Here is a 21,979-nt window from a genome sequence, read left to right as displayed (position 1 = left end):
GTGTAATCGCCGCACGATTGCCCCCCCCGCCGACTCGCAGGGAGCCGCCATGAAGGCCGTACAGGTCATCGAGTACGACAAGCCACCCGTGCTGGTGGATGTGAAGGATCCGGAGGCCACCGGTCCGCTGGATGTGGTCGTGCGGGTCGGAGGAGCCGGCGTCTGCCGCACCGACCTGCACATCCTCGAAGGGCAGTGGAAGGAGAAGAGCGGGGTCGCCCTCCCCTACACCATCGGCCATGAGAACGCCGGCTGGGTCGAGGCGGTGGGACAGGCCGTCACGAACGTCCGGGTCGGCGACCCGGTCATCCTCCACCCGCTGATCACCTGCGGACTGTGCCGCGCGTGCCGGGCAGGCGACGACGTGCACTGCATGGACTCGGCCTTCCCCGGCATCGACGCTGACGGGGGCTATGCGGAGTATGTGAAGACGACCGCCCGCTCGGTCGTGCCGCTCGACCCGTCTCTGGAGCCGGCCTCGGTGGCGGCGCTGGCCGACGCGGGACTCACCGCGTACCACGCCGCCGCGAAGGCGGCCCGCGCCCTGCGGCCGGGGGACCGGGCCGTGGTCATCGGCGCGGGCGGTCTCGGGCATATCGGCATCCAGGTGCTCCGGGCCCTCTCCCCGGCCGAGATGATCGTCATCGACCGGAGCGCGGAGGCGCTCGCGCTCGCCGACGGTCTGGGCGCCGACCACACGTTCCTGGCGGACGGGACCGAGGCCGAGCGAATTCTGGACCTCACCGGGGGGCGCGGGGCGGAGGCCGTCCTGGACTTCGTCGGCGAGGGCGGCGCGGTCGAGACCGGTGTGGCCTGCCTGCGCCGCAACGGCAACTACTACGTGATCGGCTACGGCGGCCGGATCGATGTGCCGACGATCGATGTGATCTCCACGGAGATCAACTTCATCGGCAATCTCGTCGGGTCCTATAACGACCTCTCCGAGCTGATGGTGCTGGCCGCCCGGGGCAAGGTCAGCCTGCACACCCAGCAGTACCCCCTGACGTCCTTCCGGCAGGCGCTGGAGGACCTTGAGGCCGGAGCGGTCCGCGGTCGAGCGATCTTGATCCCCTGACGCCGAAGGAGCCATCACCCATGCGCTACGGATACCGGGGCCTGATCGCCGCCACCGCGGTCGCCGCCCTCACCGCCACCGCCTGCACATCCCAGGGGCAGGCCGAGAACAAGCCCGACAAGCCCCCGCTGTTCAAGCCGGGTTCGGACGTCAGCTACGCCAAGTACGGCGAGGACTACCCGCAGACCACCGTCAAGGACGTCCCCGGCCCCTGCAGCTATGAGTCGATAAGCCGCAGGGACTACTCCGGCCAGAGCCTGAAGATCATCAGCCATGCTGTTCCCGTCATCGGCGAGCCCACGTATCTGCATGCCAAGCAGTTCGAGGAGATCACCGGGGCGAATGTCGAGGTGGTCAACGTCCCCTTCGGTGAGCTGCATCAGAAGATCCTCACACCCCTCCAGGCGGGCCAGCGGGCGTACGACGTGATGTTCTACCCGTCCCTGTGGATCGGCGACCTGGCCCCCTATCTGGAACCCGTGCCGCAGGAGTACCTGGACACCCCGGGCATGAAAGACGTCACCCGGGCCTATATGGACGTCGCGACCTGGGACGGGAAGGTGGTGCAGTACCCGGTGGACGGGGACCGCCACTACCTCAAGGTCCGCTCGGACGTCTTCGAGGACCCGAAGCAGCGGGCCGCGTACGAGCAGGCCACGGGCGAGGAACTGCGCGTCCCCAGGACCTGGGAGGAGTACCAGCGGGTCGCCGGGTTCTTCAGCGGCAAGGACGCCGACGGGGACGGCGAACCCAACTTCGGCAGCGCCGAGGTGACCAAGCGCGACGACCTGACGTTCTCGGCGTTCATCAGCCGCGCGGCGCCGTACGTCAAGCACCCCGACGTCAAGGGCGGTGTGTTCTTCGACCTTGAGACGATGAAGCCGCTGATCAACACACCCGGCTTTGTCCGCGCGCTCGAGGACATGGTGAAGGCCAAGTCCACCTGGGCGCCCGGCGGCGCCAACTTCGGCCTGGGCGACGAGATCTTCTCGTTCGGCGGCGGCCAGGCGCTGATGTCCTACTCGTGGGACGACGCGTTCATCCAGGCGCAGCAGGCCGACAACGAGATCCGCAACAAGGTCGAGGCGGCGCCGCTGCCGGGCTCCGACGAGGTCTACAACCGCACCACGCGGAAGTGGGACACGATGCCCAACCAGGCGCCCTACTTCACCTGGGGCTGGACCTCGGCGGTGGCCAAGGCCGCGCCGAACAAGCAGATGGCCTTCGACTACCTGTGCTTCTTCAGCAACGAAGCCAACACCGCCCTTGATCTGACCATCGGGCGCTTCGGGGTCAACCCGTACCGCGAGTCGCACTTCGACGCGGCCTTCTGGGAGAAGCAGGGCTGGGACAAGGAGGTCGCCGCCTCCTACGTCAGGACGCTCGCGGACATGGAGAAGAGCGACAACCGTCTCTTCGACCTGCGCGTGCCCGGCGTCAGCGGCTATATGTCGGCCTTGGCCAGCGGCGTCGCCGCCGCCATCGCGGGACAGAAGGACCCGCAGCAGGCGCTGGACGACGTCGCCAGGGAATGGGCCAGGATCACCGACCAGATCGGCGAGGAAAAGGTCCGCGCGGCCTATCGCAATGTCGTGTCCCTCGAGGACCGCGACCACTCCTGACCGATCGCAGGACGTCCCCCGGGTGGGCTTGCCCGGCCTGGGGCCCACCCGGGGGCGCCTGCCACTTCCGCAAGGAGAGCCATGGACGCTCTGCGTCGGCACAAGAGTATGTTTCTGCTCCCCGGGCTGCTCACGCTCGTCCTGATCATCATCTTCCCGCTTCTTTTCACCATCCGCGTCAGCTTCTCCGGCTGGAACGTCAGCAGCCCCGAGATGGACTTCATCGGCGGGGCCAACTACACGGCGATGCTGGACGACGGCCGTTTCTGGGCCTCGATCCTGCGTCTGATCGTGCTGGCGGGCGGCACCGTGCTCATCCAGTACGTCATCGGGTTCGCGATGGCCCTGCTGGTCTGGCGTGAGGCGCGAGGCCGCCGGCTGTGGCGGGTGCTGTTCCTGGTGCCCATGATGACCACCCCCGTGGTGATGGCCGCCATCTGGCAGACCATCTTCCATGAGTCGCTGGGGCCGGTGAACGACCTGCTCGGGCTGGTGGGGCTGCCCAAGGCGGCCTGGCTGACCGAGTCCGGGCCGGCGCTCGTGGCGCTGATGACCGTCGAGGTCTGGCAGTGGACGCCCTTTATGTTCCTGCTGCTGCTGGCGGGCCTGCTGAGCCTGCCCAAGGAGCCGTTCATGGCCGCGGCGATCGACGGCGCCTCCACCTGGCGCACCTTCTGGAAGGTGACGTTCCCGCTGATGGCGCCGGTGTCGGTCGCGGCGCTCATCATCCGGATGATCGAGGCGTCGAAGCTGTCGGACAGCGTCTATGTGCTCACCTCGGGAGGGCCGGGATCCGCCACGGAGAGCCCGGGCTACTACCTCTACATCCAGGGGCTCAGGGACCAGCAGACCGGTTACAGCGGGGCGCTGTCCCTGACCTACCTGGTTCTCATGATCGTCACGCTCACGGTGGTCGCCGCCCTGCTCACCAGGGCCTTCAAGCTGAAGGAGGACTCATGAGGCCGCGCCTCTTCGCCGTATTCAAGTACACCCTCATAGCGCTGTGGGCCGGTTTCGTCGCCGGGCCCTTCCTCTGGGCCGCCACGACCAGCTTCAAGGACGTGGGCGCGGTCCAGCGGGGCGTCACCTATCTGCCGTGGCTGCAGTACGAGCCGACCACCGCGGGCTGGCGGAACATCTTCGGCGGAGCCGGCGGCATCGACGTCATGGGCCCGTTCCTCAACAGTCTGGTGATCACCGTCGCCGCCTCGGCCGTCAGCCTCGCGCTCGGGTCGCTCGCCGCCTACGGGCTCTCCCGCTACCGGTTCAGGCTCGGCTTCATCAAGAACAGCGACATCGTCTTCTTCTTCGTGTCGCAGCGGATCATGCCCCCCGTCGTGCTGGTGATCCCCTTCTTCTACCTCCTGCAGTGGGCCGGGCTGCTGGACAGCATCACGGGCCTGGTCATCGTGACGGTGGCGCTGCTGCTGCCGATCGCCGTATGGGTGATGGTCGGCTTCTTCAACGGCATCCCGCGTGAGATCGACGAGATGGCCATGCTCGACGGCTGCGGCCCCTTCCAGGCGTTCGCGCGGGCGATTCTGCCGAACTCCCTGCCCGGGCTGACGGTGGCGGCCATGTTCTGCGCGGTGTTCGGCTGGAACGACTTCTTCTTCGCCTTCCGGCTGACGTTCACCGAGGTCCAGACCCTGCCGCAGGCGGTCGTCGCGCTCAACTCGTCCGTCCCGCCCTGGTGGACCCTGTCCGCGGCCGCGCTGTTCGGCGTCGCCCCGCTGGTCCTCCTCGCGCTGTGGGTGGAGCGCTACCTGTCCAAAGGAAACCTGTCGGGAGCGATCCGATGAACCTGTGCGCCTCCGAGCTGAACCTGACCGTCGACGGCGTCGACCATCTCCGGGACGTCAGCGCGACCTTCCGGCCGGGCCGCCTCCATGCCGTCATCGGCCGGACGATGGCCGGCAAGACCACCCTGCTGCGGGTGCTGGCCGGCCTGCAGAAGGTCGACTCCGGCACCCTGACCCGATCCGGCGTCGACTTCCTGCGGACACCGGTCTGGCAGCGCGACACCGCCATGGTCTACCAGCAGTTCATCAACTACCCCCATCTCAATGTCTTCGACAATGTTGCCTTCCCGCTGAAGCGTGCGGGACTGCCGCGGGAGGAGATACGCGACCGCGTGCGGGACAGCCTGGCCGCCGTCAGCCTCACCGGCTTCGAGCGGCGCAGACCCGCGCAGCTCTCCGGCGGCCAGCAGCAGCGGGTCGCCGTGGCACGCGCCCTCGCCAGGCGGGCCGGCGTACTGCTGCTGGACGAGCCGCTGGCCAATCTGGACTACAAGCTGCGGGAGCAGCTGCGGGAGGAGTTCAAGACCCTCTTCTCCGACCAGGGCGACACTGTGGTGATCTACACCACCACCGAGCCCGCCGAGGCGATGATGCTCGGCGACGAGGTGACCGTCATGGACGAGGGCCGCATCCTCCAGACCGGCACCCCTCAGGAGGTCTTCGAGCGTCCGGCGACGACCACTGTGGCGTCCATCGTCAACGACCCGCCGATGAACCTCTTCCCCGGCCGGATCGAGGGCGGGCAGGTGACCGTGGCCGGCTTCCAGGCCACACACGCGTCCGCGCACCTCGCCGGACTGGCCGACGGCGCCTACCGCTTCGGGCTGCGGGCGACGGACGTCGGCCTGGCCGCCGCCGGAGTCGAAGGCGAGGTGACATTCGTCGAGATCTCGGGGTCCGAGACCTTCGTCCATGTCGCGGTCGGCGAGACGCCCTTCGTCGTCCAGATCGAGGGCATCTACAACATCGGCATCAAGGACCCGGTGCGGCTGCGGCTGCGCCCGGAACGGCTGTTCGCCTTCGACGCGCAAGGCGTCCTGGTGCGGCCGCCCAGCTGCGAACCCGCGAGCACGGAAGGGCACTGACATGGCTCAGCTGGACATCGTCGACGTCGGGCACAGCTATGTGCCGGCGGCCGACCAGGAGGAGTGGGCTCTCAAGCCGCTGCGGCTGACCTTCGAGGCCGGTCGGACCTATGCGCTGGTGGGACCTTCGGGCTGCGGCAAGACCACGCTGCTGAACATCCTTTCCGGACTGGTCAGACCATCGCACGGCCGGGTGCTCTTCGACGGCGTCGACGTCACGGGGCGCCCCACCAGGGACCGCAATATCGCGCAGGTGTTCCAGTTCCCGGTTGTCTACCGGTCGATGACGGTCTACCAGAACCTGGCGTTCCCGCTGGAGTGCCGCCGCTGGGACAGGAGCCGCATCGACGCCACCGTCCGCCGGGTCGCCGAGGCCCTCGACCTGACGGACCGGCTCAGGCAGCCCGCACGGGGGCTCACCGCCGATGACAAGCAGCTGATCTCGCTCGGCCGCGGCCTGGTCCGCGACGATGTTGCGGGCGTCCTGATGGACGAGCCGCTGACCGTCATCGATCCGCAGCTCAAACACTCCCTGCGGCGCAAGATCCGTGAGATCACCGAGGAGTTCCGGCCCACGGTGATCTATGTGACGCACGACCAGTACGAGGCGATGAGCATCGCGCAGGAGGTGCTGGTCATGAAGGACGGCAGAGCCGTGCAGCAAGGCACGCCCGAGCAGCTCTTCGAGGCCCCCGCCTCGACGTACGTCGGCTACTTCATCGGCTCGCCCGCCATGAACTTCGTGACCGTGGAGCATGGCCGGGGGGCCTGCACGCTGGGCGGCCGCCCTCTGGCGATGGCCTGGGACGTGCCCGGACACGCCGAAGGCGTCCAGGCGGGCATCCGGCCCGAGTATGTGAAGGTGGTCACCGAGGCCGGCCCCAACACCTTCCCGGTCCGGCTGAGGGGCGTCCGCGATCACGGCCCGCAGCGGGTTCTCGACGTCGAGCTGGCTGGCCAGTCCCTCAAGGCCAAGGTGCCGCGGGAGGACGGCATTCCCGGCACGCGGGATTTCCTGCTTCAGCTCCCTCGTGCCCGGACCCTCCCGTACGCGGACGGTCGTCTGGTCCTCCGGTCGTAGCCGCACGCGGCAGGCGCACGCGCACGCCGGCCAGGGCGGCTCCCCGGAAGGGGGGCCGCCCTATATGCCGTGGCCCGGGCCCGCGGCGGCCGGAGCCCGCGGCGGGTCGCGGAAGAGGAACGCCGCCCCCGCACCGCCCAGCAGCCCGAACAGATGGCCCTGCCAGCTGATGCCCGCGTCCGTGGGGAGGACTCCCCAGATGAGGGAGCCGTACAGCGCGGCGACCAGCACGCCGACGACGACCTCCAGCGGTTTGCGGTTCACGAAGCCGCGGACCAGCAGATAGCCGAAGAGGCCGAAGACGACTCCGGACGCGCCTGCAGTGATGCTGTTGTCGGGGGAGGTCAGCCAGATGCCGAAGCCGGAGACCACGATGACGGTCGCCACCACCGCGAGGAAGCGGCGTACGCCGGAGAGCGCGGCCAGAAAGCCCAGGATCAGCAGTGGCACGGTGTTGGCCGCGACATGCTCGAAGCCGTGGTGCAGAAAGGCCGCGGGGATGATGTCCCGCAGTTCGCCGGGCTCGCGCGGTGTGATCCCGTACGTGTGAAGTCCGCCGCCGGTCGCCAGGTCGAGGGCCTCCAGCGTCCACAGCAGCGCCACCCAGCCCAGCATCAGCTTGGCCGCGGCCCGGGCGCGGGCGCCGGCGCTCCATCCGGTCGGTTCTGCGGTCGCCATTGACAGACCCTCCCGGTGTCGGCGCTTCCTCCCCCCGAAACGTCCGGGAGACCTTGCACAGTTCCGGGCCCGTCCCGGCGGATAGGCTCATTGGCGTGGAGCCGGTACAAGAACAGCGTCGCCCCTGGGTCGTCGGGGTCTCGGGCGCGTCGGGGACCCCTTATGCGGCCGCCGTGCTGCGGGGTCTGCTCGCGGCGGGCGAGAGCGTGGATCTGGTGGTGAGCCGGGCGGCGCGGCTGACGCTGCTCGACGAGACGGGCATCTCCTTCCGGGACGCGCGCTGGCGGGAGGATCTGGCCGAGTGGCTGGCGCGCGGCGCCGACGGCAAGCCCGACGCGTTCGGCGGCGACGCCGTCGACGTGTCGGACGTACGGCACTGGGCCGCGGGGGATCTGGCCGCCGGGCCGTCCTCGGGGTCGTATCCCGTCAAGGGGATGCTGATCGTGCCCGCGTCGACGGCCTGTGTGGCCGGTGTGGCGCTGGGGCTTTCGAAGGATCTGCTCCAGCGGGCGGCGAGCGTGACGCTGAAGGAGCGGCGGCCGTTGGTGGTGGCGGTGCGGGAGACTCCGCTCAGCGGGCAGACGCTGAAGGCTCTGGTGGCGCTGGACGAGGCGGGCGCCGTGGTGCTGCCCGCCTCTCCGGCGTTCTATGCGGGGGCGACGCACATCCAGGATCTGGTGGACTTCGTCGCGGGGCGGGTGCTGGACGCGGCAGGCGTGCCGCACCGGCTGTACCGCCGTTGGGAGGGAGAGCTGGGCGGCTCTCGTACCGGTTAGCGCTTCTTGGAACGGCGCGGGGTACGGGTCCTGTCGGTCCGCCGGGCGGCCGAGGGCTGGTGGGCACGCGAGCGGTCGGCCAGCTCCTGAAGCTGTCGCATCTGGGCGTAGGCCATCTCGATCGTGTACACGGTGGGTTTCATCTCCTGAAGGATCGTCGTTGATCGTCTGAAAGATTCACAGGGCGTCGACCCTGTATGCCTTAGATTCTACACGTAAACTCGCGGTATTGCTGAACAATGGAAGGCTCAGGCTTATGGACGCCGTGGACAGGCAGCTCATCCAGGCCCTCAGGGAGAACGGCAGGGCCTCATACGCGGAGCTCGGCCGGCTGGTGGGGCTCTCCGGGCCCTCCGTCACCGACCGGATCAACCGCCTCGAGGCCGCGGGCGTCATCACCGGCTACCGCGCCACGGTCGACGCGCCCTCGCTCGGCCTCGGCGTCACCGCGCTGATCGGCATCTCGCTCTCCGACGCCGCCGACCACGAGGACGTGGCGCGCCGGCTGAAGGACCTCGCCGAGATCGAGGACTGCTGGTTCATCGCGGGCGACGACTCGTACATGCTCAAGGTGCGCGCGAGCGACGTCGACGGCCTGGAGAAGACGATCCGCCGGCTGTCGGGGACGCGCGGCGTGTCCCGTACGCGTACGACGATCGTGCTGTCCACGAAGTGGGAGAACCGGGTCGGGGACCTGCCCGAAGAGGCCTAGCCGTAGTCTGGGTGGGGCCCGATTGGTTGACGTATGGGAGGCGGGCGCATGGACGCTGGACTCAAGCGCGAGCTGGAGGAGAAGGTCCGCTCCGGCGAGCGGCTGACCCGCGAGGACGGCATCGCGCTGTACGAGTCGGACGACCTGGCCTGGCTCGGCGGACTCGCCCACGAGGTGCGCACCCGCAAGAACGGCGACGTCGTGCACTTCAACGTCAACCGCCATCTGAACATGACGAACGTGTGCACGGCGTCCTGTGCGTACTGCTCCTTCCAGCGCAAGCCGGGGGAGAAGGACGCCTACACCATGCGCATCGAGGAGGCCGTCCGCCTCGCCAAGACGATGGAGAGCGAGAACCTCACCGAGCTGCACATCGTCAACGGGCTCCACCCCAATCTGCCGTGGCGCTACTACCCGCGCTCCCTGAGCGAGTTGAAGAAGGCGCTGCCGAACGTCTCGCTGAAGGCGTTCACGGCGACCGAGATCCACCACTTCGAGACCATCTCGGGGCTCTCGGCGTCGGAGATCCTCGACGAGCTGATCGAGGCGGGTCTGGAGTCGCTGACCGGCGGCGGCGCCGAGATCTTCGACTGGGAGGTGCGGCAGCACATCGTCGACCACCGCACCCACTGGGAGGACTGGTCGCGCATCCACCGCCTGGCGCACGAGAAGGGCCTCAAGACGCCGTGCACGATGCTGTACGGCCACATCGAGGAGCCGCGGCACCGGGTCGACCACGTCCTGCGGCTGCGGGAGCTCCAGGACCAGACCGGCGGCTTCCAGGTCTTCATCCCGCTGCGCTACCAGCATGACTTCGTCGATGTGAAGGACGGCAAGGTCCGCAACACGCTCCAGGCGCGGACCACGATGGCGACGGGCGCGGAGGCGCTGAAGACGTTCGCCGTCTCCCGGCTGCTGTTCGACAACATCCGGCATGTAAAGGTCTTCTGGGTGATGCACGGCGTGCAGACCGCCCAGCTCGCGCTGCAGCACGGTGCGGACGACATGGACGGCTCCGTGGTCGAGTACAAGATCACGCATGACGCGGACAACTACGGCACGCCGAACAAGCTGACGCGGGACGATCTGCTGGACCTGATCCGCGACGCGGGCTTCCGCCCGGTGGAGCGGAACACGCGGTACGAGGTGATCCGGGAGTACCCGGGGCCCGACCCGGACCGCCGGGAGTCCCCCCAGCCGATGCGGGTCTGACCCGTCCGCCCCCGCCCCGCCCACGGGCGAAGCCCCCGGCCTGCCGATCGGCCGGGGGCTTTTCGCGTTCTCCGGCCGGCGGCCGCGTCAGTCGACGGCTCCGTTCCGACAGGGGACGGACGTGACAGGTCCTGTCCATTGAAAAGGCGCTTCTGACAGCGAAAGTCGTTCAAACTCTCGCCTCTGATCATCTTGTCCGATGGGCGTATAAGTCGCATCCACGCCTGCTAAAAATCCCCGTGAACCGGCGCGTCGGGCACTTCCGTGGAAGGCGCGCGCCTTCCACGACAGGACACGACGCGGCGCGGCGATGAGGGAGCGATGGCGAGCAGCAGCGATTCGCTGAAACAGGACGCCTGCGACCTGCTCACGGTTTCGCTCGATCGCTGTGTCGCCGACCGGGCCACCGGCACGCTGCATGTGGCGGGAGCGCCCGGCGGGACGATGCATATGAGACGGGGCGCCGTGATCGCGGTCGAGAGTCCGGGCTCCCCCGCCGTGTGCACGCTGCTGCTGCGGTCCGGCCGGATCCGCGAGGACGCATGGCTGGCCGTCCTGGGCACGGGCACGACGCCTCGGGACGCCGTCCCCGCGCTCGTCGCGCACGGCTGCCTCGGCGCGGCCGAGCTCAAGGTGCTGGCGCGGATGGCCGCCCGGGACGCGGTGTTCGCGATGGCCGCCGGCCCGGTCTGGGGCTGCCGACTGGACGCCGACGCGGCCCTTCCCGACGCGGTGCTGCCCGACGCCGACCCGCGTGACCTGCTGCGAGAGGCGGTGTGGCGGCGCGATGCGCTCGCCGCGCTCCCCATCCCCGTGGGCCCGGACCGGGAACGCTTCGTCCCCGCGCCGGGGGTGGACATGGAGCGGGAGCGTGGACCGGTGAGCCGGGAACGCCTCCGGATCCTCCGGTCCGCCAACGGCCGGCGCAGCGCGCGGGACATCGCGTTCGTCATCGGCCGCGGCGTCTACACCGTGACGGTGGACATGTCACGCATGCTGGCCGAGGGGCTGATCGAGGTCGTCGGCGGCGGACCCGAGCCGCGTTCCGCGAGCGGCTCCCGGGGCCCGGGGGCGGCCCCGCCGCGGGGTGCACCGACGGCCGCCCCGTCTGCCGCGCCGGCCGCCCCGTCGCGGGAGCCGCTGCCCCGCCGCAGCCCAGGCGCCAGCGGCATCAACGAGATCCTTCCCGCCGTCCGGCCGACCGGCTGGACGGACTTCGCCTGGCTGCGTCAAGGGAGGCGCGGGCTCCTGCGCGGCTCCGACTCCCACGACGCCTGAGATTCGAGAACCCCCGACCGAAAGGGATGTGCCCTGATGAACCATGACGGGCTGGTAGCGGAAATGCGCACGCTGAGGGAGCAGGTGACGGGCGTCACCGACGCCGCCGTCGTCGCCGTGGACGGGCTGCTGATCGCCGCCGACACGGAGGACGGCATCGACCCCGACGCACTCGCCGCGCTCGCCGCCGCCGGCCTGGGACTGGCTCGCCGCACCACCGCGACCTGCGGCAGGGGCACGTTCCAGCAGAGCGTCACGCACGGCACCGCAGGCTGCGCGGCCATGTACGCCGTGGGAGACACCGCGCTGATGGTGGTCCTCGGGGACGAGGGACTCAACCTGGGCCGACTGGAGGCGGAGTCGCTCAAGGCAGTGGAGCGCATCAAGGGGGTGCTGAGCCTTCCGGGCGCTTCGAGGGCGGACAGGTGAGCCGCAGGCGCGGCAGACGCGTCGCGAACAAGACAGGCCGAACACGAGGAGCATGATGAGCACGGCAGGAAACCGCGGACACCGTACGATGTCGGATCAAGTGACCGCGCTGGTCAAGAACTTGCGAAACGAGGTGCCCGACTGCCTGGCGGCCGGAGTGGTCGATATGGCGACCGGCATGCTGCTGTCCGTCGACACCGTCGACACGCACCCCACCGAAGTCCTCGATCTGCTGGCCGGGGCCACGCTCGACCTCTTCCAGGGGCGCACCGTGGTGATGATCGAGGACCTCTTCAAGGAGCGCCGGGGGGTCAGCACCGCGCAGCACTACTTCCAGGAGATCCTGGTCAACAGCGACAACCTCACGCACCTGTTCATCCGCAACACCCAGAACGAGGACATCGTGGCCGTCGTGGTCTGCCGCAAGTCCCTGAACGTGGGCATGCTCTTTGCACAGGCCCGGCGGGTGGTCAAGGAGCACAGCGGCCACTAGTGCCCCTCCCGGCACTGGGCCGTTCCGTCCGGATCATGCCTGATCCGGACGAGGCTCCGGCCGCGCGGGGGCGCGGCCGGACCCTGTGGGACGGGTGGGCCGGCGGGCGTGCTTCACTGGACAGGCATCGCCTGTTGTACGAAGAGAGAAGGCCCGCCGTGTCCGCAGCAAAGCCGAACGCCGCGATCCGGTACACGCTCCTGCGTCTTGCCGTCTTCGTCGGCTCGTTCGTCGTCGTCGCCGGACTCGTCCAGTTCGGCATCCTGCCCAAGGGGCTCGGCGACTCCAACTTCGTCTGGGTCGTCCTGCTGGCGGTCGTCGTCTCCGCGCCGCTCAGTTTTGTGCTGCTGCGCAAGCAGCGGGAGGCGATGTCCGAGCAGATCGTGCAGAAGGTGGACCGGGCGAAAGCGCGCCTGGAGGCGAACCGCACCCAGGAGGACGGCGCGTAACGTTCCTCACATCCGCCCATAGGCCTTCCGGAGTCCCAGGCAAGGGAGCACCCGCTCTCTGCCTGGGACTCCGTTGTCATGGGCCCTGTTCTCCTTCGAATCAGCCCAAAGAAGTGCTTTGAGGTTCTCAAAGTTCAAGTGTTAGCGTGTTCGGCATGACGACAGCAGTGCGCCACCGCCACGACGCCGCGGGCAGCCCGCTCGTGGCGCGCCTGCATGTCGATCTCTGCCGCTGTATGTCCGCGGTCTGTTGCCGCTCGGTCTGACCCGGCATCATGCAGCGGCGCCGCGCACTCGCGCGTGGGCGCCGCACCTTCTGTCCGTACGGCTCGAAGCTCTGATACGTCACTGGAGTGTGCCCGTGTCCGCGAACACCGCGAACACCCCATCCGCGTCCCCCTCCCCGTCCCCCGCCTCCGGCCTCCGGCTGCCGAAGGTCCCGTTCTGGGCCCAGATCGCAGCCGGCCTCACCCTGGGCGTCCTGCTCGGCTGGCTCGCACGCAGCCAGGACCTCTCCTGGCTCAAGGACACCCTCGACCAGATCGGCTCGATCTTCGTCCAGCTGCTGAAGCTGGCCGTCGCGCCGCTCGTCTTCTTCGCGATCCTGGTGTCGATCACCAATCTGCGGAAGGTCAACAACGCCGCTCGGCTGGCCACCCGCACCCTGCTCTGGTTCATGATCACGTCGCTGATCGCGGTCGCCATCGGCCTGGCCATCGGCCTGCTCACAAACCCCGGCTCAGGCACCGGTCTCACGCCCCGCGACGGGGCCGCGCCCAAGCACGAGGGCAGCTGGATCGACTTCCTGACCGGGATCATCCCGACCGACGTCATCACGCCCTTCACCGAGCTGAACGTCCTGCAGATCGTCTTCATGGGCGCCGTCGCCGGCATCGCCGCCCTCAAGCTCGGCGAGCGCGCCAAGCCGGTCCTCGCGCTCAGCGAGTCCGTGCTGGAGCTGCTGCAGAAGGCCCTGTGGTGGGTCATCCGCCTGGCGCCGCTCGGAACCGTCGGCCTCATCGGCTATGCGATCGCCGACTACGGCTGGGAGCTGATCGGCCAGTACGCCACCTTCACCGCGGACATCTACATCGGCTGCGCGCTGGTGCTGTTCGGCGTCTACCCGCTGCTGCTCGCCACGGTCGCCAGGATCAGCCCGCTGCAGTTCTTCCGCGGCGCCTGGCCCGCCATCCAGCTGGCCTTCGTCTCCCGCTCCTCCGTCGGCACCATGCCGGTCACCCAGCGGGTCACCGAGCGCCTCGGCGTCCCGAAGGAGTACGCCTCCTTCGCCGTGCCGTTCGGCGCGACGACCAAGATGGACGGCTGCGCCGCGATCTACCCGGCCATCGCCGCGATCTTCATCGCGGAGATCTTCGGGGTCCAGCTCGGCATCCAGGAGTACCTGCTCATCGTCTTCGTATCGGTCGTCGGATCCGCCGCCACGGCGGGCCTGACCGGCGCGACGGTCATGCTCACCCTGACCCTCTCCACGCTGGGCCTCCCGCTGGAGGGCGTGGGTCTGCTGCTGGCCATCGACCCGGTCCTGGACATGATGCGCACGGCCACGAACGTCGCCGGCCAGGCGCTGGTCCCGGTCGTCGTCGCGGCCCGCGAGAAGATCCTCGACCACGACGCGTACAACTCGGCCACTTCGTCCCCGATCACGGATGCCGACGCCCGCGACGCCGGGCAGAAGCCGGCCGTCCCGGTGGCCGCCGCCTGAGCGCTCCGGGAGAAGTGCCGCGACCGGCCGTCGAGCGTGCCGGGCACGCCGTGGCGGCCATCCGGTTCCCCGGGGTTCCGGTGAGGCCCTGCCGGTCGCCCGGCGATCCCCCGGCTCGCTTCGAGGCCCTCCTGCCCCCCCGGGCAGGAGGGCCTCGGCTGTCAGCTCGCGACGCCCGGCGCCGCCGTGGCCCGGAGGCGACGTCCGGTGTCTCCCGCGGCACGCCGCCGGGCGTCGCTGAGCGTTCCTATGGCCGCAATACGTAGGGAACGTGAGAAAGGTTCAGTTACTCGTCGGCCACCCGGTCGCGAGGGACGGTTCAGGGCCGCCGGCGGGCCTTAGGCTTACCGCGCAGTAGGGGGAGCAGGGGAAACAGGTGTGGTGTGTGGGGCGGGAGGATGTTCTCAACATGGGTGCCGTGAAGAGCGCGAAGGGTAAACGCATGCCGCGTGCCGTGCGCGAGCGCCAGATGATGGACGCCGCGGTGCGGACCTTCGGACAGCGCGGCTACCGCGCGGCTTCGATGGACGAGATCGCCGAGCTGGCGGGGGTCTCAAAACCCCTCGTCTATCTCTATCTCAACTCCAAGGAGGAGCTGTTCACCGCCTGCATCCGACGTGAGGCGCAGGCGCTGATCGAGGCCGTGCGCGCCGGCGTCGAGCCGGGGCTCCCCGCCGACCGGCAGCTGTGGACGGGGCTTGCGGCGTTCTTCACGCACACCGCGCAGCATCCGGACGGCTGGGCGGTGCTGCACCGTCAGGCGCGTACGCACGGCGAGCCGTTCGCCGCGGTCGTCACGGCGATGCGGGACGAACTGGTGGCCTTTGTGACGACGCTGATAGGGGCCGCCGCCCGTGAGGCGCACCGCGGTCCGGAGCTGGCCGACCGCGATGTCGCCGGGCTGGCGCAGGCTCTGGTGGGAGCGGCCGAGTCCCTCGCGGGCTGGGCGAACGAGACCGGGGCCGTCACCGCCAAGGAGGCGGCGGGCACCCTGATGAACTTCGCCTGGATGGGCCTCGGCAACCTCATGGAGGGCCGACGGTGGTCTCCGTCCCGCTGACGCTCAGGCGTCCGCGCGCCGCCGACGCCACTCCCCGACGACCTCCTCGACGTCGTACGGCCTGAGCCCCAGCGGGGGACCCTCCGGCGGGCGGCGGATCGCCTGGGCGATCTTCTCGTTGACCTCGGTCACGATGCGGCGCACCGCCGTCTCCGAGGGCGCCCGGGCCGCGGACGCCATCGCGTCCTCCGCCTCCTTGCGGAGGGCGAGCGTCGGCGGCAGCACGGACAGGCCCTCGCGCTGCATCTTGCCCTTGACCCACCACAGGTCGTCGTAGGCCGCGCCGCTCTCCGGCAGGGGCATGCCGATGCCGGGCAGGTCCTTGAAGTCGCCGCGCTCCGTCGCCTCACGGATCTGCCGGTCGACCCATGACTCAAAGCTGACACCGGGTGGCTTCCGCTCCGTCATGCATCCAGCGTACGAGCCCGGCGTGCCGGATGGCCGGGATCCGCCGCCGGAAGCGGCGAATCCCGGCCAGAGCGTGCCGGGCCGCCCCGCTGTTTCCGGGACGGTGCGGCCAGCCGCCGCCGGCCGCCCGCTTGCCCGCGAAACGCTCGGCCAGCCAGCCAGCCAGCCAGCCAGCCAGCCAGTCGCCCGCCCGCCCCGACTCCGTGATCATGCCGCTGACGTGCTCGCCGACCCGGATCATGCGCCACCGCACGTCCGCGCCCCTCTGCGTGCTGGACGAGGAAAGGGCAGGAGCCCTGTTCCGTACGGGAGTACGGAACAGGGCTCCTTGGGTACTGCTGAGTAGGACGCGACAGCCGCCCGGGTCGCTTAGACCGGGGTGACGTTCTCCGCCTGCGGGCCCTTCGGGCCCTGCGTGACGTCGAAGTTCACCTGCTGGTTCTCCTCGAGGGAGCGGAAGCCAGAGGCGTTGATCGCGGAGTAGTGAACGAAGACATCCGGGCCGCCGCCGTCCTGGGCGATGAAGCCGAAGCCCTTTTCAGCGTTGAACCACTTGACGGTTCCGGTAGCCATAAGCCCTCCTTGGGCCAAAGGGTTGCCCTGCTCCAGAACCTGCAAGAAGTCTGAAAACTACAAAAGCCTGCGGGTTACATGCTCCGCAGGCTCTGTACTGCAAGGGAAACCAAACTGCAACTTGCGTTGAGCCTAGCACGCAGGGTGTTCGTTGCGGTAGAGGGAAAGATCACGTCACCCGGATGTTTGACAGAGGGTGTCGACGCGCTGACGGCGGACCCGGCGACGCCGGGCCGCGCGGCCTGGGTCTAGCCTCACGATGTGGACAAATCTCTGCGGAGCCGGCCGCGTGTCGGCCACATCCAGTTCCTGAACTGTCTGCCGCTCTACTGGGGGCTGGCGCGGACCGGAACGCTGCTTGATCTCGAGCTGACCAAGGACACCCCGGAGAAGCTCAGCGAGCGCCTGGTGCAGGGCGACCTCGACATCGCCCCGATCACCCTCGTGGAATTCCTGCGCAACGCGGACCGGCTGATCGCCTTCCCCGATCTCGCGGTGGGATGCGACGGCCCCGTCATGTCCTGCGTGATCGTGTCCCAGCTCCCGCTGGAGAAGCTGGACGGCGCCCGAGTGGCGCTCGGCTCCACCTCGCGCACGTCCGTACGCCTGGCGCAGCTCCTGCTTGCGGAGCGGTACCGGGTCGCCCCCGACTACTACACCTGCCCTCCCGACCTGGGCGTGATGATGCAGGAGGCGGAGGCGGCCGTGCTGATCGGGGACGCCGCACTGCGCGCCTCGCTGCACGATGCCCCGCGGCTCGGCCTCCAGGTCCACGACCTGGGGCAGATGTGGAAGGAGTGGACCGGCCTGCCGTTCGTCTTCGCGGTGTGGGCGACACGCAGGGAGTATCTGGAGCGCGAGCCCGGTGTAGTCCGGTCGGTGCACGAGGCCTTTCTCGCCTCGCGCGATCTGTCCCTGGAGGAGGTCGGGAAGGTCGCCGAGCAGGCCGCCCGCTGGGAGGCCTTCGACGCGGAGCTGCTGGAACGCTACTTCACCACGCTCGACTTCCGTTTCGGCGTCGAACAGCTGGCCGGAGTAAGGGAATTCGCCCGCCGGACCGGCCCGACGACCGGCTTTCCCGCGGATGTGCGGGTCGAGCTGCTCGGCTCCGCCTGAGTCGATCTGGAAGGGCCAGAAACGCCTCGCTTTCCTTGGTGTCAGGCCGCCTGGACAGAGTTTTCGCGAACTTTTCCGGGGTGTTCGCCTGGCGTTCCTTCTCGTGTCCGGACCAGAGCGGGGAGTCGGGCACGGTGTCGGGGTCCGAGGCGATCACCGCCTTGAATTCGTCCGGATGTTCCAGCACCGACTTCAGCCCGAACGAACCCGCCGGAGGGCGACCGCATGAACGCCCCGCCGTCACGGGATTCGAAGGTGCGGAAATCGCCCTGAGGAAGTGGGGCACGTCCTCGGTCGTCAATGTGCCCGTCTTCGGTTCGCGCAGGATGTCGCTGCCGTCGCAGTAGTGGTCGGAGTCCGGGTTGAGCACCGGCATCACCACGATGAACGGCAGACTCCCGCCGTCCCTCGACCACCGGCTGGCGTTCTCCTGGAGCTTCAGGCCCGTGCCCGTCCAGTAGTTCGCCGGGTAGCCGTGGCCGCCGGGCCGCATCATTCGGTTGGCTGTGTGCGGGGACAACCCCCGTGAGGCGGCCCACGCGGGCCGCCTAGGCTTGCCCCCGCGGCAACGCGCCGCGGGGGATCCGCGTGAGGTCCGCGTGAGGTCTGCGGGAGATCCGGGGGAGTGACGCGAAGTGCGGATACAGCCGCTGGAACCGGGGGAGCCGGCGACCGTCGGCCCGTACCGGCTGCTCGGCCGGCTCGGCGCGGGCGGCATGGGGCGGGTCTACCTCGGCCGCAGCGCGGGCGGCCGTACCGTCGCCGTGAAAGTGGTCCACCCCCACTTCGCGCTTGACGAGGAGTTCCGCGCTCGCTTCCGGCGTGAGGCGGACGCGGCGCGCCGCGTCGGCGGCCGCTGGACGGCCCCCGTGCTCGACGCCGACCCGGACGCCTCCGTGCCCTGGATCGCCACCGGCTATGTGGCCGGTCCTCCGCTCTCCTCCGCAGTCCCCGAACACGGCCCGCTGCCGGGGCACTCCGTACGGGCCCTGGGCGCGGGGCTCGCCGAGGCGCTCCGGGCCGTGCACGCACTGGACCTGGTACACCGCGATGTGAAGCCGTCCAACGTGCTGCTCACGCCGGAGGGCCCGCGGCTGATCGACTTCGGGATCGCGCGGGCGACGGACGGGACGGCCTCTCTGACGTCGACCGGCGTGTCCGTCGGCTCGCCCGGCTATATGTCGCCCGAGCAGATCCTCGGCAAGGGCGTCAGCGGCGCGGCGGACGTCTTCTCGCTGGGTGCGGTGCTGGCGTACGCGGCGACCGGCCGGGCGCCCTTCCCCGGCGACTCGTCCGCCGCGCTGCTGTACAAGGTGGTGCACGAGGAGCCGGAACTGGGCGCGCTCCAGGGCGAGCTGCGGGAGCTTGTCGCCGCCTGCCTGGCCAAGGACCCGTCCGCGCGGCCCGCTCCGCAGGACGTCGCACGCACCCTCGCGCCGGAAGGGGTCGCCGCGCTGCTCGGGCAGGGGTGGCTGCCGGGGCCGCTGGTGGAGCAGGTGAGCCGGTCGGCAGTCAGCCTGCTGAATCTGGAGGCGGCGGAGCCGGAGCAGGCCTCCGGGCCGGGCTCCGGTCCCGCCTCCGGGCCGGGCTCCGGTCCCGCCTCCGGGCCGGGCGGCGGTCCCGCGTCCGGCCTTGTCTCCGGACCGGCCTCCGGTCCCGCGTCCGGCCTTGTCTCCGGACCGGCCTCCGGTCCCGCCTCCGGGCCGGCCTCCTATCCCATATCCGGTCCTGTCTCCGGCCCCCTCGACTTCTCCAGGCCGGCGATCGGTGTGTTCGGTCCCCCGGCCGAGCCGATGCCGCCGTCCGCAGGGGACCGGCCGCCGGCACGCCGCACACACGGACGAAGGGTCAGCTGCACAGTGGCGCTGACCGTCGCGGGGGCGTTGGCGGCCGTCACGTTCGGCGGCACGCATCTCCTGGGCCTGTGGCCCGACGGCGGCCCGGGCGGCCGGAACGGCGAGGACGACGTCGCGGCACGTCCGCCCGCCACATCCCCAAGCCCGCAGCCGTCGACGACGCAGGACGCCGACGGCGCGTACGGCACGCTGCCCAAGGCGTTCGTCGGGACCTGGAGCGGCCCCGCGGTGGAACGGACCGGGCTGCCGCACGGCCAGGTGACGGCGGAGTTCCAGGCGGGCGCGAAGGGTGAGGACGTCCTGCGCACCACCAACTCCATCTCCCTGCTGGGCGTGGAGATCACCTGCCATGGCATCGGCAGGCTGGTGTCCGCGACCGCCCGCGAGGTCCGCATCGAGGAGCGCCCCGACCCGGACCGCCCGGGCGCGGGCGAGGGCAAGTGCACCGGAGGCCGCGCGGAGCTGACGTTCACACTCGGCGGCGACGGCACCCTGCGCTACCGGTCGGATGAGGAGGCCGCGGGCAAACCGTCCGGCACCCTTGCCAAGAGCGGCGAGCCGAGCGGCTGAGGGGGCGAAAACCGAGCGAAACCGCTGGCGTAGGCTGGTCCGGTCCGTCCAGAACCCTTCGAAAGGGACGCCCGGTGATCGAGAAGGCCGACCTTCAGCCCATCCTCGACCGCGCCGCCGCAGGTGGGCGGATCACCCCCGAGGAAGCCCTCGAGCTGTACCGCCGCGCGCCGCTGCACGCGCTGGGCGCGGCGGCCGACGAGGTGCGGCGGAGGCGGTACGCGGGCGCCGAGCACATCGCCACGTACATCATCGAGCGGAACATCAACTACACCAACGTCTGTGTGACGGCGTGCAAGTTCTGCGCCTTCTACGCGCCGCCGAAGGACACCGCCAAGGGCTGGACGCGCGATCTGGACGACATCCTGCGGCGCTGCGCGGAGACCGTGGAACTGGGCGGCACGCAGATCATGTTCCAGGGCGGGCACCACCCGGACTACGGCGTCGAGTACTACGAGAAGCACTTCGCAGCGATCAAGAAGGAGTTCCCCCAGCTGGTGATCCACTCGCTGGGCGCCTCCGAGGTCGAGCACATGGCCCGCATCTCGGGCGTCTCGGTCGAGGAGGCGATCTCCCGCATCCACGCCGCCGGACTCGACTCCTTCGCAGGCGCGGGCGCGGAGCTGCTCCCGGAGCGCCCCCGCAAGGCCATCGCCCCGCTCAAGGAGAGCGGCGAGCGCTGGCTGGAGATCATGGAGATCGCCCACGGCCTGGGCGTCGAGTCCACGTCGACCATGCTGATGGGAACGGGCGAGACCAACGCCGAGCGGATCGAGCATCTGCGGATGATCCGTGACGTTCAGGACCGGACGGGCGGCTTCAGGGCCTTCATCCCGTACACGTACCAGCCGGAGAACAACCATCTGAAGGGCCGCACCCAGGCCACGATCTTCGAGTATCTGCGGATGATCGCGACCGCCCGGCTCTTCATGGACAACATCCCCCATATCCAGGGTTCCTGGCTGACCACCGGCAAGGAGATCGGCCAACTGTCGCTGCACTACGGCGCGGACGACCTGGGCTCGATCATGCTGGAGGAGAACGTCGTCTCCTCGGCGGGCGCGAAGCACCGCTCGAACCGCCAGGAGATCATCGACCTGATCCGCCGGGCGGGCCGCGTCCCGGCGCAGCGCGCGACGACGTACGAGCACCTCGTCGTCCACGACGACCCGGCGAACGACCCGGCCGACGAGCGGGTGGCCTCCCATATCTCCTCCACGGCCATCGCAGGGGGCACGGCCCACCCGGAGCTGAAGCTCCTCGCGTCCAGCTGAGGCGGCGTTGCTGACGCTGCACACGGCGCCGCTGCTGCTGCCGGTCGGCGCGCCGCCCGCGGCCGACGGCGCGGTCCTCGTCGACGGTGACCGGATCGCCGCACTCGGCCGGTACGGGGAACTCGCCGCCGCGCACCCCGCCGCACGCGTACGCCGCTGGCCGGGCATCCTCACCCCCGGCCTGTGCCAGCCGCACGCCGGACAGCTGCTCACCCGCGCCTACCATCCGGACCCGCGCGAGGCGGACCGGCTCGGCGTCGAGCCGATCACCGGCGAGGCGCTGGAGCGGCTGCATCTGGACGAGACCCGCTGGGCGGGCAGCGTACGGCGGGGCCTCCAGCGCATGCTCGCGCACGGCGTCACCGCCCTGGCGGGGCCCATCCCACAGTGGGCGCGGCCCGCGGTCGCCCGCTCCGGTCTGGCAGTCCTCCCCGCGCTCACGGCCCCCGCCGGCCGGGCCCCGCGCCTCGACCCCCTCGCCGGGGCCGCCGGCCTCGCGGCTTCGGTCCACGCTCCCCTGCGGCAGGGGGCCCGCGCGGACCTGGCGGCCTTCGACGTCCCCGACGAGGCCGCGCTCGTCGAACAGGGCGCGGGCGCCTGCGTCGCGACCGTGCTCGCGGGACGGCTGGTGTACCGGCGGCGCTGAGCCGCCCCGCCGGTCTCCCGGCTGCTCGGCCTCACCTCGCGCTCTGCGGAACTCCGCTTCG

Annotated in this window: 24 protein-coding genes; 19 read left to right on the top strand and 5 right to left on the bottom strand. The window is 70.0% G+C overall.

Going from position 1 to position 21,979, the window contains the following annotated elements; translation table 11 throughout:
• Positions 1 to 49 precede the first annotated feature (49 nt).
• The 6 genes from QCN29_RS23855 (at position 50) to QCN29_RS23830 (ending at position 6,665) form a co-directional block, all read left to right on the top strand.
• Complete coding sequence (locus QCN29_RS23855) at positions 50 to 1,075, top strand: NAD(P)-dependent alcohol dehydrogenase (RefSeq protein ID WP_279930677.1); 1,026 nt, start codon at positions 50 to 52, stop codon at positions 1,073 to 1,075.
• Positions 1,076 to 1,095: 20 nt separating this feature from the next.
• Positions 1,096 to 2,697, top strand: coding sequence for an extracellular solute-binding protein (locus tag QCN29_RS23850; protein ID WP_279930676.1), 1,602 nt, complete (start codon positions 1,096 to 1,098; stop codon positions 2,695 to 2,697).
• A gap of 81 nt (positions 2,698 to 2,778) precedes the next feature.
• Positions 2,779 to 3,657 (top strand): carbohydrate ABC transporter permease, encoded by an 879-nt coding sequence (locus tag QCN29_RS23845; protein WP_279930674.1) that lies wholly within the window; start codon positions 2,779 to 2,781, stop codon positions 3,655 to 3,657.
• On the top strand, positions 3,654 to 4,499 hold the full coding sequence (locus QCN29_RS23840) for a carbohydrate ABC transporter permease (protein ID WP_279930673.1): 846 nt from the start codon (positions 3,654 to 3,656) through the stop codon (positions 4,497 to 4,499). The genes QCN29_RS23845 and QCN29_RS23840 overlap by 4 nt, the downstream gene beginning before the upstream one ends.
• Positions 4,496 to 5,584 carry an ABC transporter ATP-binding protein gene (locus tag QCN29_RS23835; RefSeq protein WP_279930672.1) on the top strand — a complete coding sequence of 363 codons (1,089 nt, stop codon included), beginning with the start codon at positions 4,496 to 4,498 and terminating at the stop codon, positions 5,582 to 5,584. The genes QCN29_RS23840 and QCN29_RS23835 overlap by 4 nt, the downstream gene beginning before the upstream one ends.
• Position 5,585: 1 nt before the next feature.
• Positions 5,586 to 6,665, top strand: a complete 1,080-nt coding sequence (locus QCN29_RS23830; RefSeq protein WP_279930671.1) for an ABC transporter ATP-binding protein — start codon at positions 5,586 to 5,588, stop codon at positions 6,663 to 6,665.
• Between the two features lie 60 nt (positions 6,666 to 6,725).
• On the opposite strand, the gene QCN29_RS23825 is transcribed toward QCN29_RS23830, so the two are convergent.
• A complete protein-coding gene (locus QCN29_RS23825; protein ID WP_279930670.1) occupies positions 6,726 to 7,343 on the bottom strand; it encodes a rhomboid family intramembrane serine protease in 618 nt (205 codons plus the stop codon).
• Positions 7,344 to 7,438: 95 nt separating this feature from the next.
• Here QCN29_RS23825 and QCN29_RS23820 point away from each other — a divergent pair, with 95 nt between their 5' ends.
• Positions 7,439 to 8,119 carry a UbiX family flavin prenyltransferase gene (locus tag QCN29_RS23820; RefSeq protein ID WP_279930669.1) on the top strand — a complete coding sequence of 227 codons (681 nt, stop codon included), beginning with the start codon at positions 7,439 to 7,441 and terminating at the stop codon, positions 8,117 to 8,119.
• On the opposite strand, the gene QCN29_RS23815 is transcribed toward QCN29_RS23820, so the two are convergent.
• Positions 8,116 to 8,262 (bottom strand): hypothetical protein, encoded by a 147-nt coding sequence (locus QCN29_RS23815; protein WP_279930667.1) that lies wholly within the window; start codon positions 8,260 to 8,262, stop codon positions 8,116 to 8,118. The genes QCN29_RS23820 and QCN29_RS23815 overlap by 4 nt on opposite strands.
• Positions 8,263 to 8,375: 113 nt before the next feature.
• Between QCN29_RS23815 and QCN29_RS23810 the strand changes: the two genes are divergently transcribed.
• The 8 genes from QCN29_RS23810 to QCN29_RS23775 all read left to right on the top strand — a co-directional run bounded on the left by QCN29_RS23810 (position 8,376) and on the right by QCN29_RS23775 (position 15,475).
• The gene (locus QCN29_RS23810) at positions 8,376 to 8,831 is read left to right on the top strand and encodes an Lrp/AsnC family transcriptional regulator (RefSeq protein WP_240135444.1); all 456 of its coding nucleotides are present in this window, start codon (positions 8,376 to 8,378) and stop codon (positions 8,829 to 8,831) included.
• Between the two features lie 48 nt (positions 8,832 to 8,879).
• Complete coding sequence (mqnE, locus tag QCN29_RS23805; RefSeq protein WP_279930665.1) at positions 8,880 to 10,043, top strand: aminofutalosine synthase MqnE; 1,164 nt, start codon at positions 8,880 to 8,882, stop codon at positions 10,041 to 10,043.
• Between the two features lie 321 nt (positions 10,044 to 10,364).
• A complete protein-coding gene (locus QCN29_RS23800) occupies positions 10,365 to 11,321 on the top strand; it encodes a MarR family transcriptional regulator (protein ID WP_279930664.1) in 957 nt (318 codons plus the stop codon).
• A 36-nt stretch (positions 11,322 to 11,357) separates the two neighbouring features.
• A complete protein-coding gene (locus QCN29_RS23795; RefSeq protein ID WP_279930662.1) occupies positions 11,358 to 11,750 on the top strand; it encodes a roadblock/LC7 domain-containing protein in 393 nt (130 codons plus the stop codon).
• Between the two features lie 55 nt (positions 11,751 to 11,805).
• On the top strand, positions 11,806 to 12,243 hold the full coding sequence (locus QCN29_RS23790) for a hypothetical protein (protein WP_279930661.1): 438 nt from the start codon (positions 11,806 to 11,808) through the stop codon (positions 12,241 to 12,243).
• A 158-nt stretch (positions 12,244 to 12,401) separates the two neighbouring features.
• Entirely contained in the window at positions 12,402 to 12,692 is a 291-nt protein-coding gene (locus QCN29_RS23785; protein ID WP_240135439.1) for a DUF4229 domain-containing protein, read from the top strand.
• Between the two features lie 361 nt (positions 12,693 to 13,053).
• Positions 13,054 to 14,415, top strand: a complete 1,362-nt coding sequence (locus QCN29_RS23780) for a dicarboxylate/amino acid:cation symporter (protein WP_279930660.1) — start codon at positions 13,054 to 13,056, stop codon at positions 14,413 to 14,415.
• A gap of 409 nt (positions 14,416 to 14,824) precedes the next feature.
• Positions 14,825 to 15,475, top strand: coding sequence for a TetR/AcrR family transcriptional regulator (locus QCN29_RS23775; protein ID WP_279930659.1), 651 nt, complete (start codon positions 14,825 to 14,827; stop codon positions 15,473 to 15,475).
• A gap of 3 nt (positions 15,476 to 15,478) precedes the next feature.
• Here the strand turns inward: QCN29_RS23775 and QCN29_RS23770 are convergent, their stop codons facing one another.
• From QCN29_RS23770 to QCN29_RS23760, 3 genes are all read right to left on the bottom strand, one after another.
• A complete protein-coding gene (locus tag QCN29_RS23770) occupies positions 15,479 to 15,883 on the bottom strand; it encodes a DnaJ family domain-containing protein (protein ID WP_279930657.1) in 405 nt (134 codons plus the stop codon).
• The gene (locus QCN29_RS23765) at positions 15,849 to 16,136 is read right to left on the bottom strand and encodes a hypothetical protein (RefSeq protein WP_279930656.1); all 288 of its coding nucleotides are present in this window, start codon (positions 16,134 to 16,136) and stop codon (positions 15,849 to 15,851) included. The genes QCN29_RS23770 and QCN29_RS23765 overlap by 35 nt, the downstream gene beginning before the upstream one ends.
• A 116-nt stretch (positions 16,137 to 16,252) precedes the next feature.
• A complete protein-coding gene (locus QCN29_RS23760; protein ID WP_003984261.1) occupies positions 16,253 to 16,456 on the bottom strand; it encodes a cold-shock protein in 204 nt (67 codons plus the stop codon).
• A gap of 261 nt (positions 16,457 to 16,717) precedes the next feature.
• Here QCN29_RS23760 and QCN29_RS23755 point away from each other — a divergent pair, with 261 nt between their 5' ends.
• The 4 genes from QCN29_RS23755 (at position 16,718) to QCN29_RS23735 (ending at position 21,918) form a co-directional block, all read left to right on the top strand.
• Positions 16,718 to 17,572: a menaquinone biosynthetic enzyme MqnA/MqnD family protein gene (locus QCN29_RS23755; RefSeq protein ID WP_240135435.1), complete on the top strand. Its 855-nt coding sequence runs from the start codon at positions 16,718 to 16,720 to the stop codon at positions 17,570 to 17,572.
• A 641-nt stretch (positions 17,573 to 18,213) separates the two neighbouring features.
• Complete coding sequence (locus QCN29_RS23745; RefSeq protein ID WP_279930705.1) at positions 18,214 to 19,998, top strand: serine/threonine-protein kinase; 1,785 nt, start codon at positions 18,214 to 18,216, stop codon at positions 19,996 to 19,998.
• Between the two features lie 74 nt (positions 19,999 to 20,072).
• Complete coding sequence (gene mqnC, locus QCN29_RS23740) at positions 20,073 to 21,272, top strand: cyclic dehypoxanthinyl futalosine synthase (protein WP_279930654.1); 1,200 nt, start codon at positions 20,073 to 20,075, stop codon at positions 21,270 to 21,272.
• Positions 21,273 to 21,279: 7 nt separating this feature from the next.
• Entirely contained in the window at positions 21,280 to 21,918 is a 639-nt protein-coding gene (locus tag QCN29_RS23735; RefSeq protein WP_279930653.1) for an amidohydrolase family protein, read from the top strand.
• The last annotated feature ends 61 nt before the right edge of the window (positions 21,919 to 21,979 follow it).

Origin of the sequence: Streptomyces chengmaiensis (genome assembly GCF_029846775.1) — a bacterium.
Lineage (GTDB): Bacteria > Actinomycetota > Actinomycetes > Streptomycetales > Streptomycetaceae > Streptomyces > Streptomyces chengmaiensis.
Note: the sequence above shows the minus strand (reverse complement) of the source record. Positions and strands in the feature narration are given on the sequence as shown.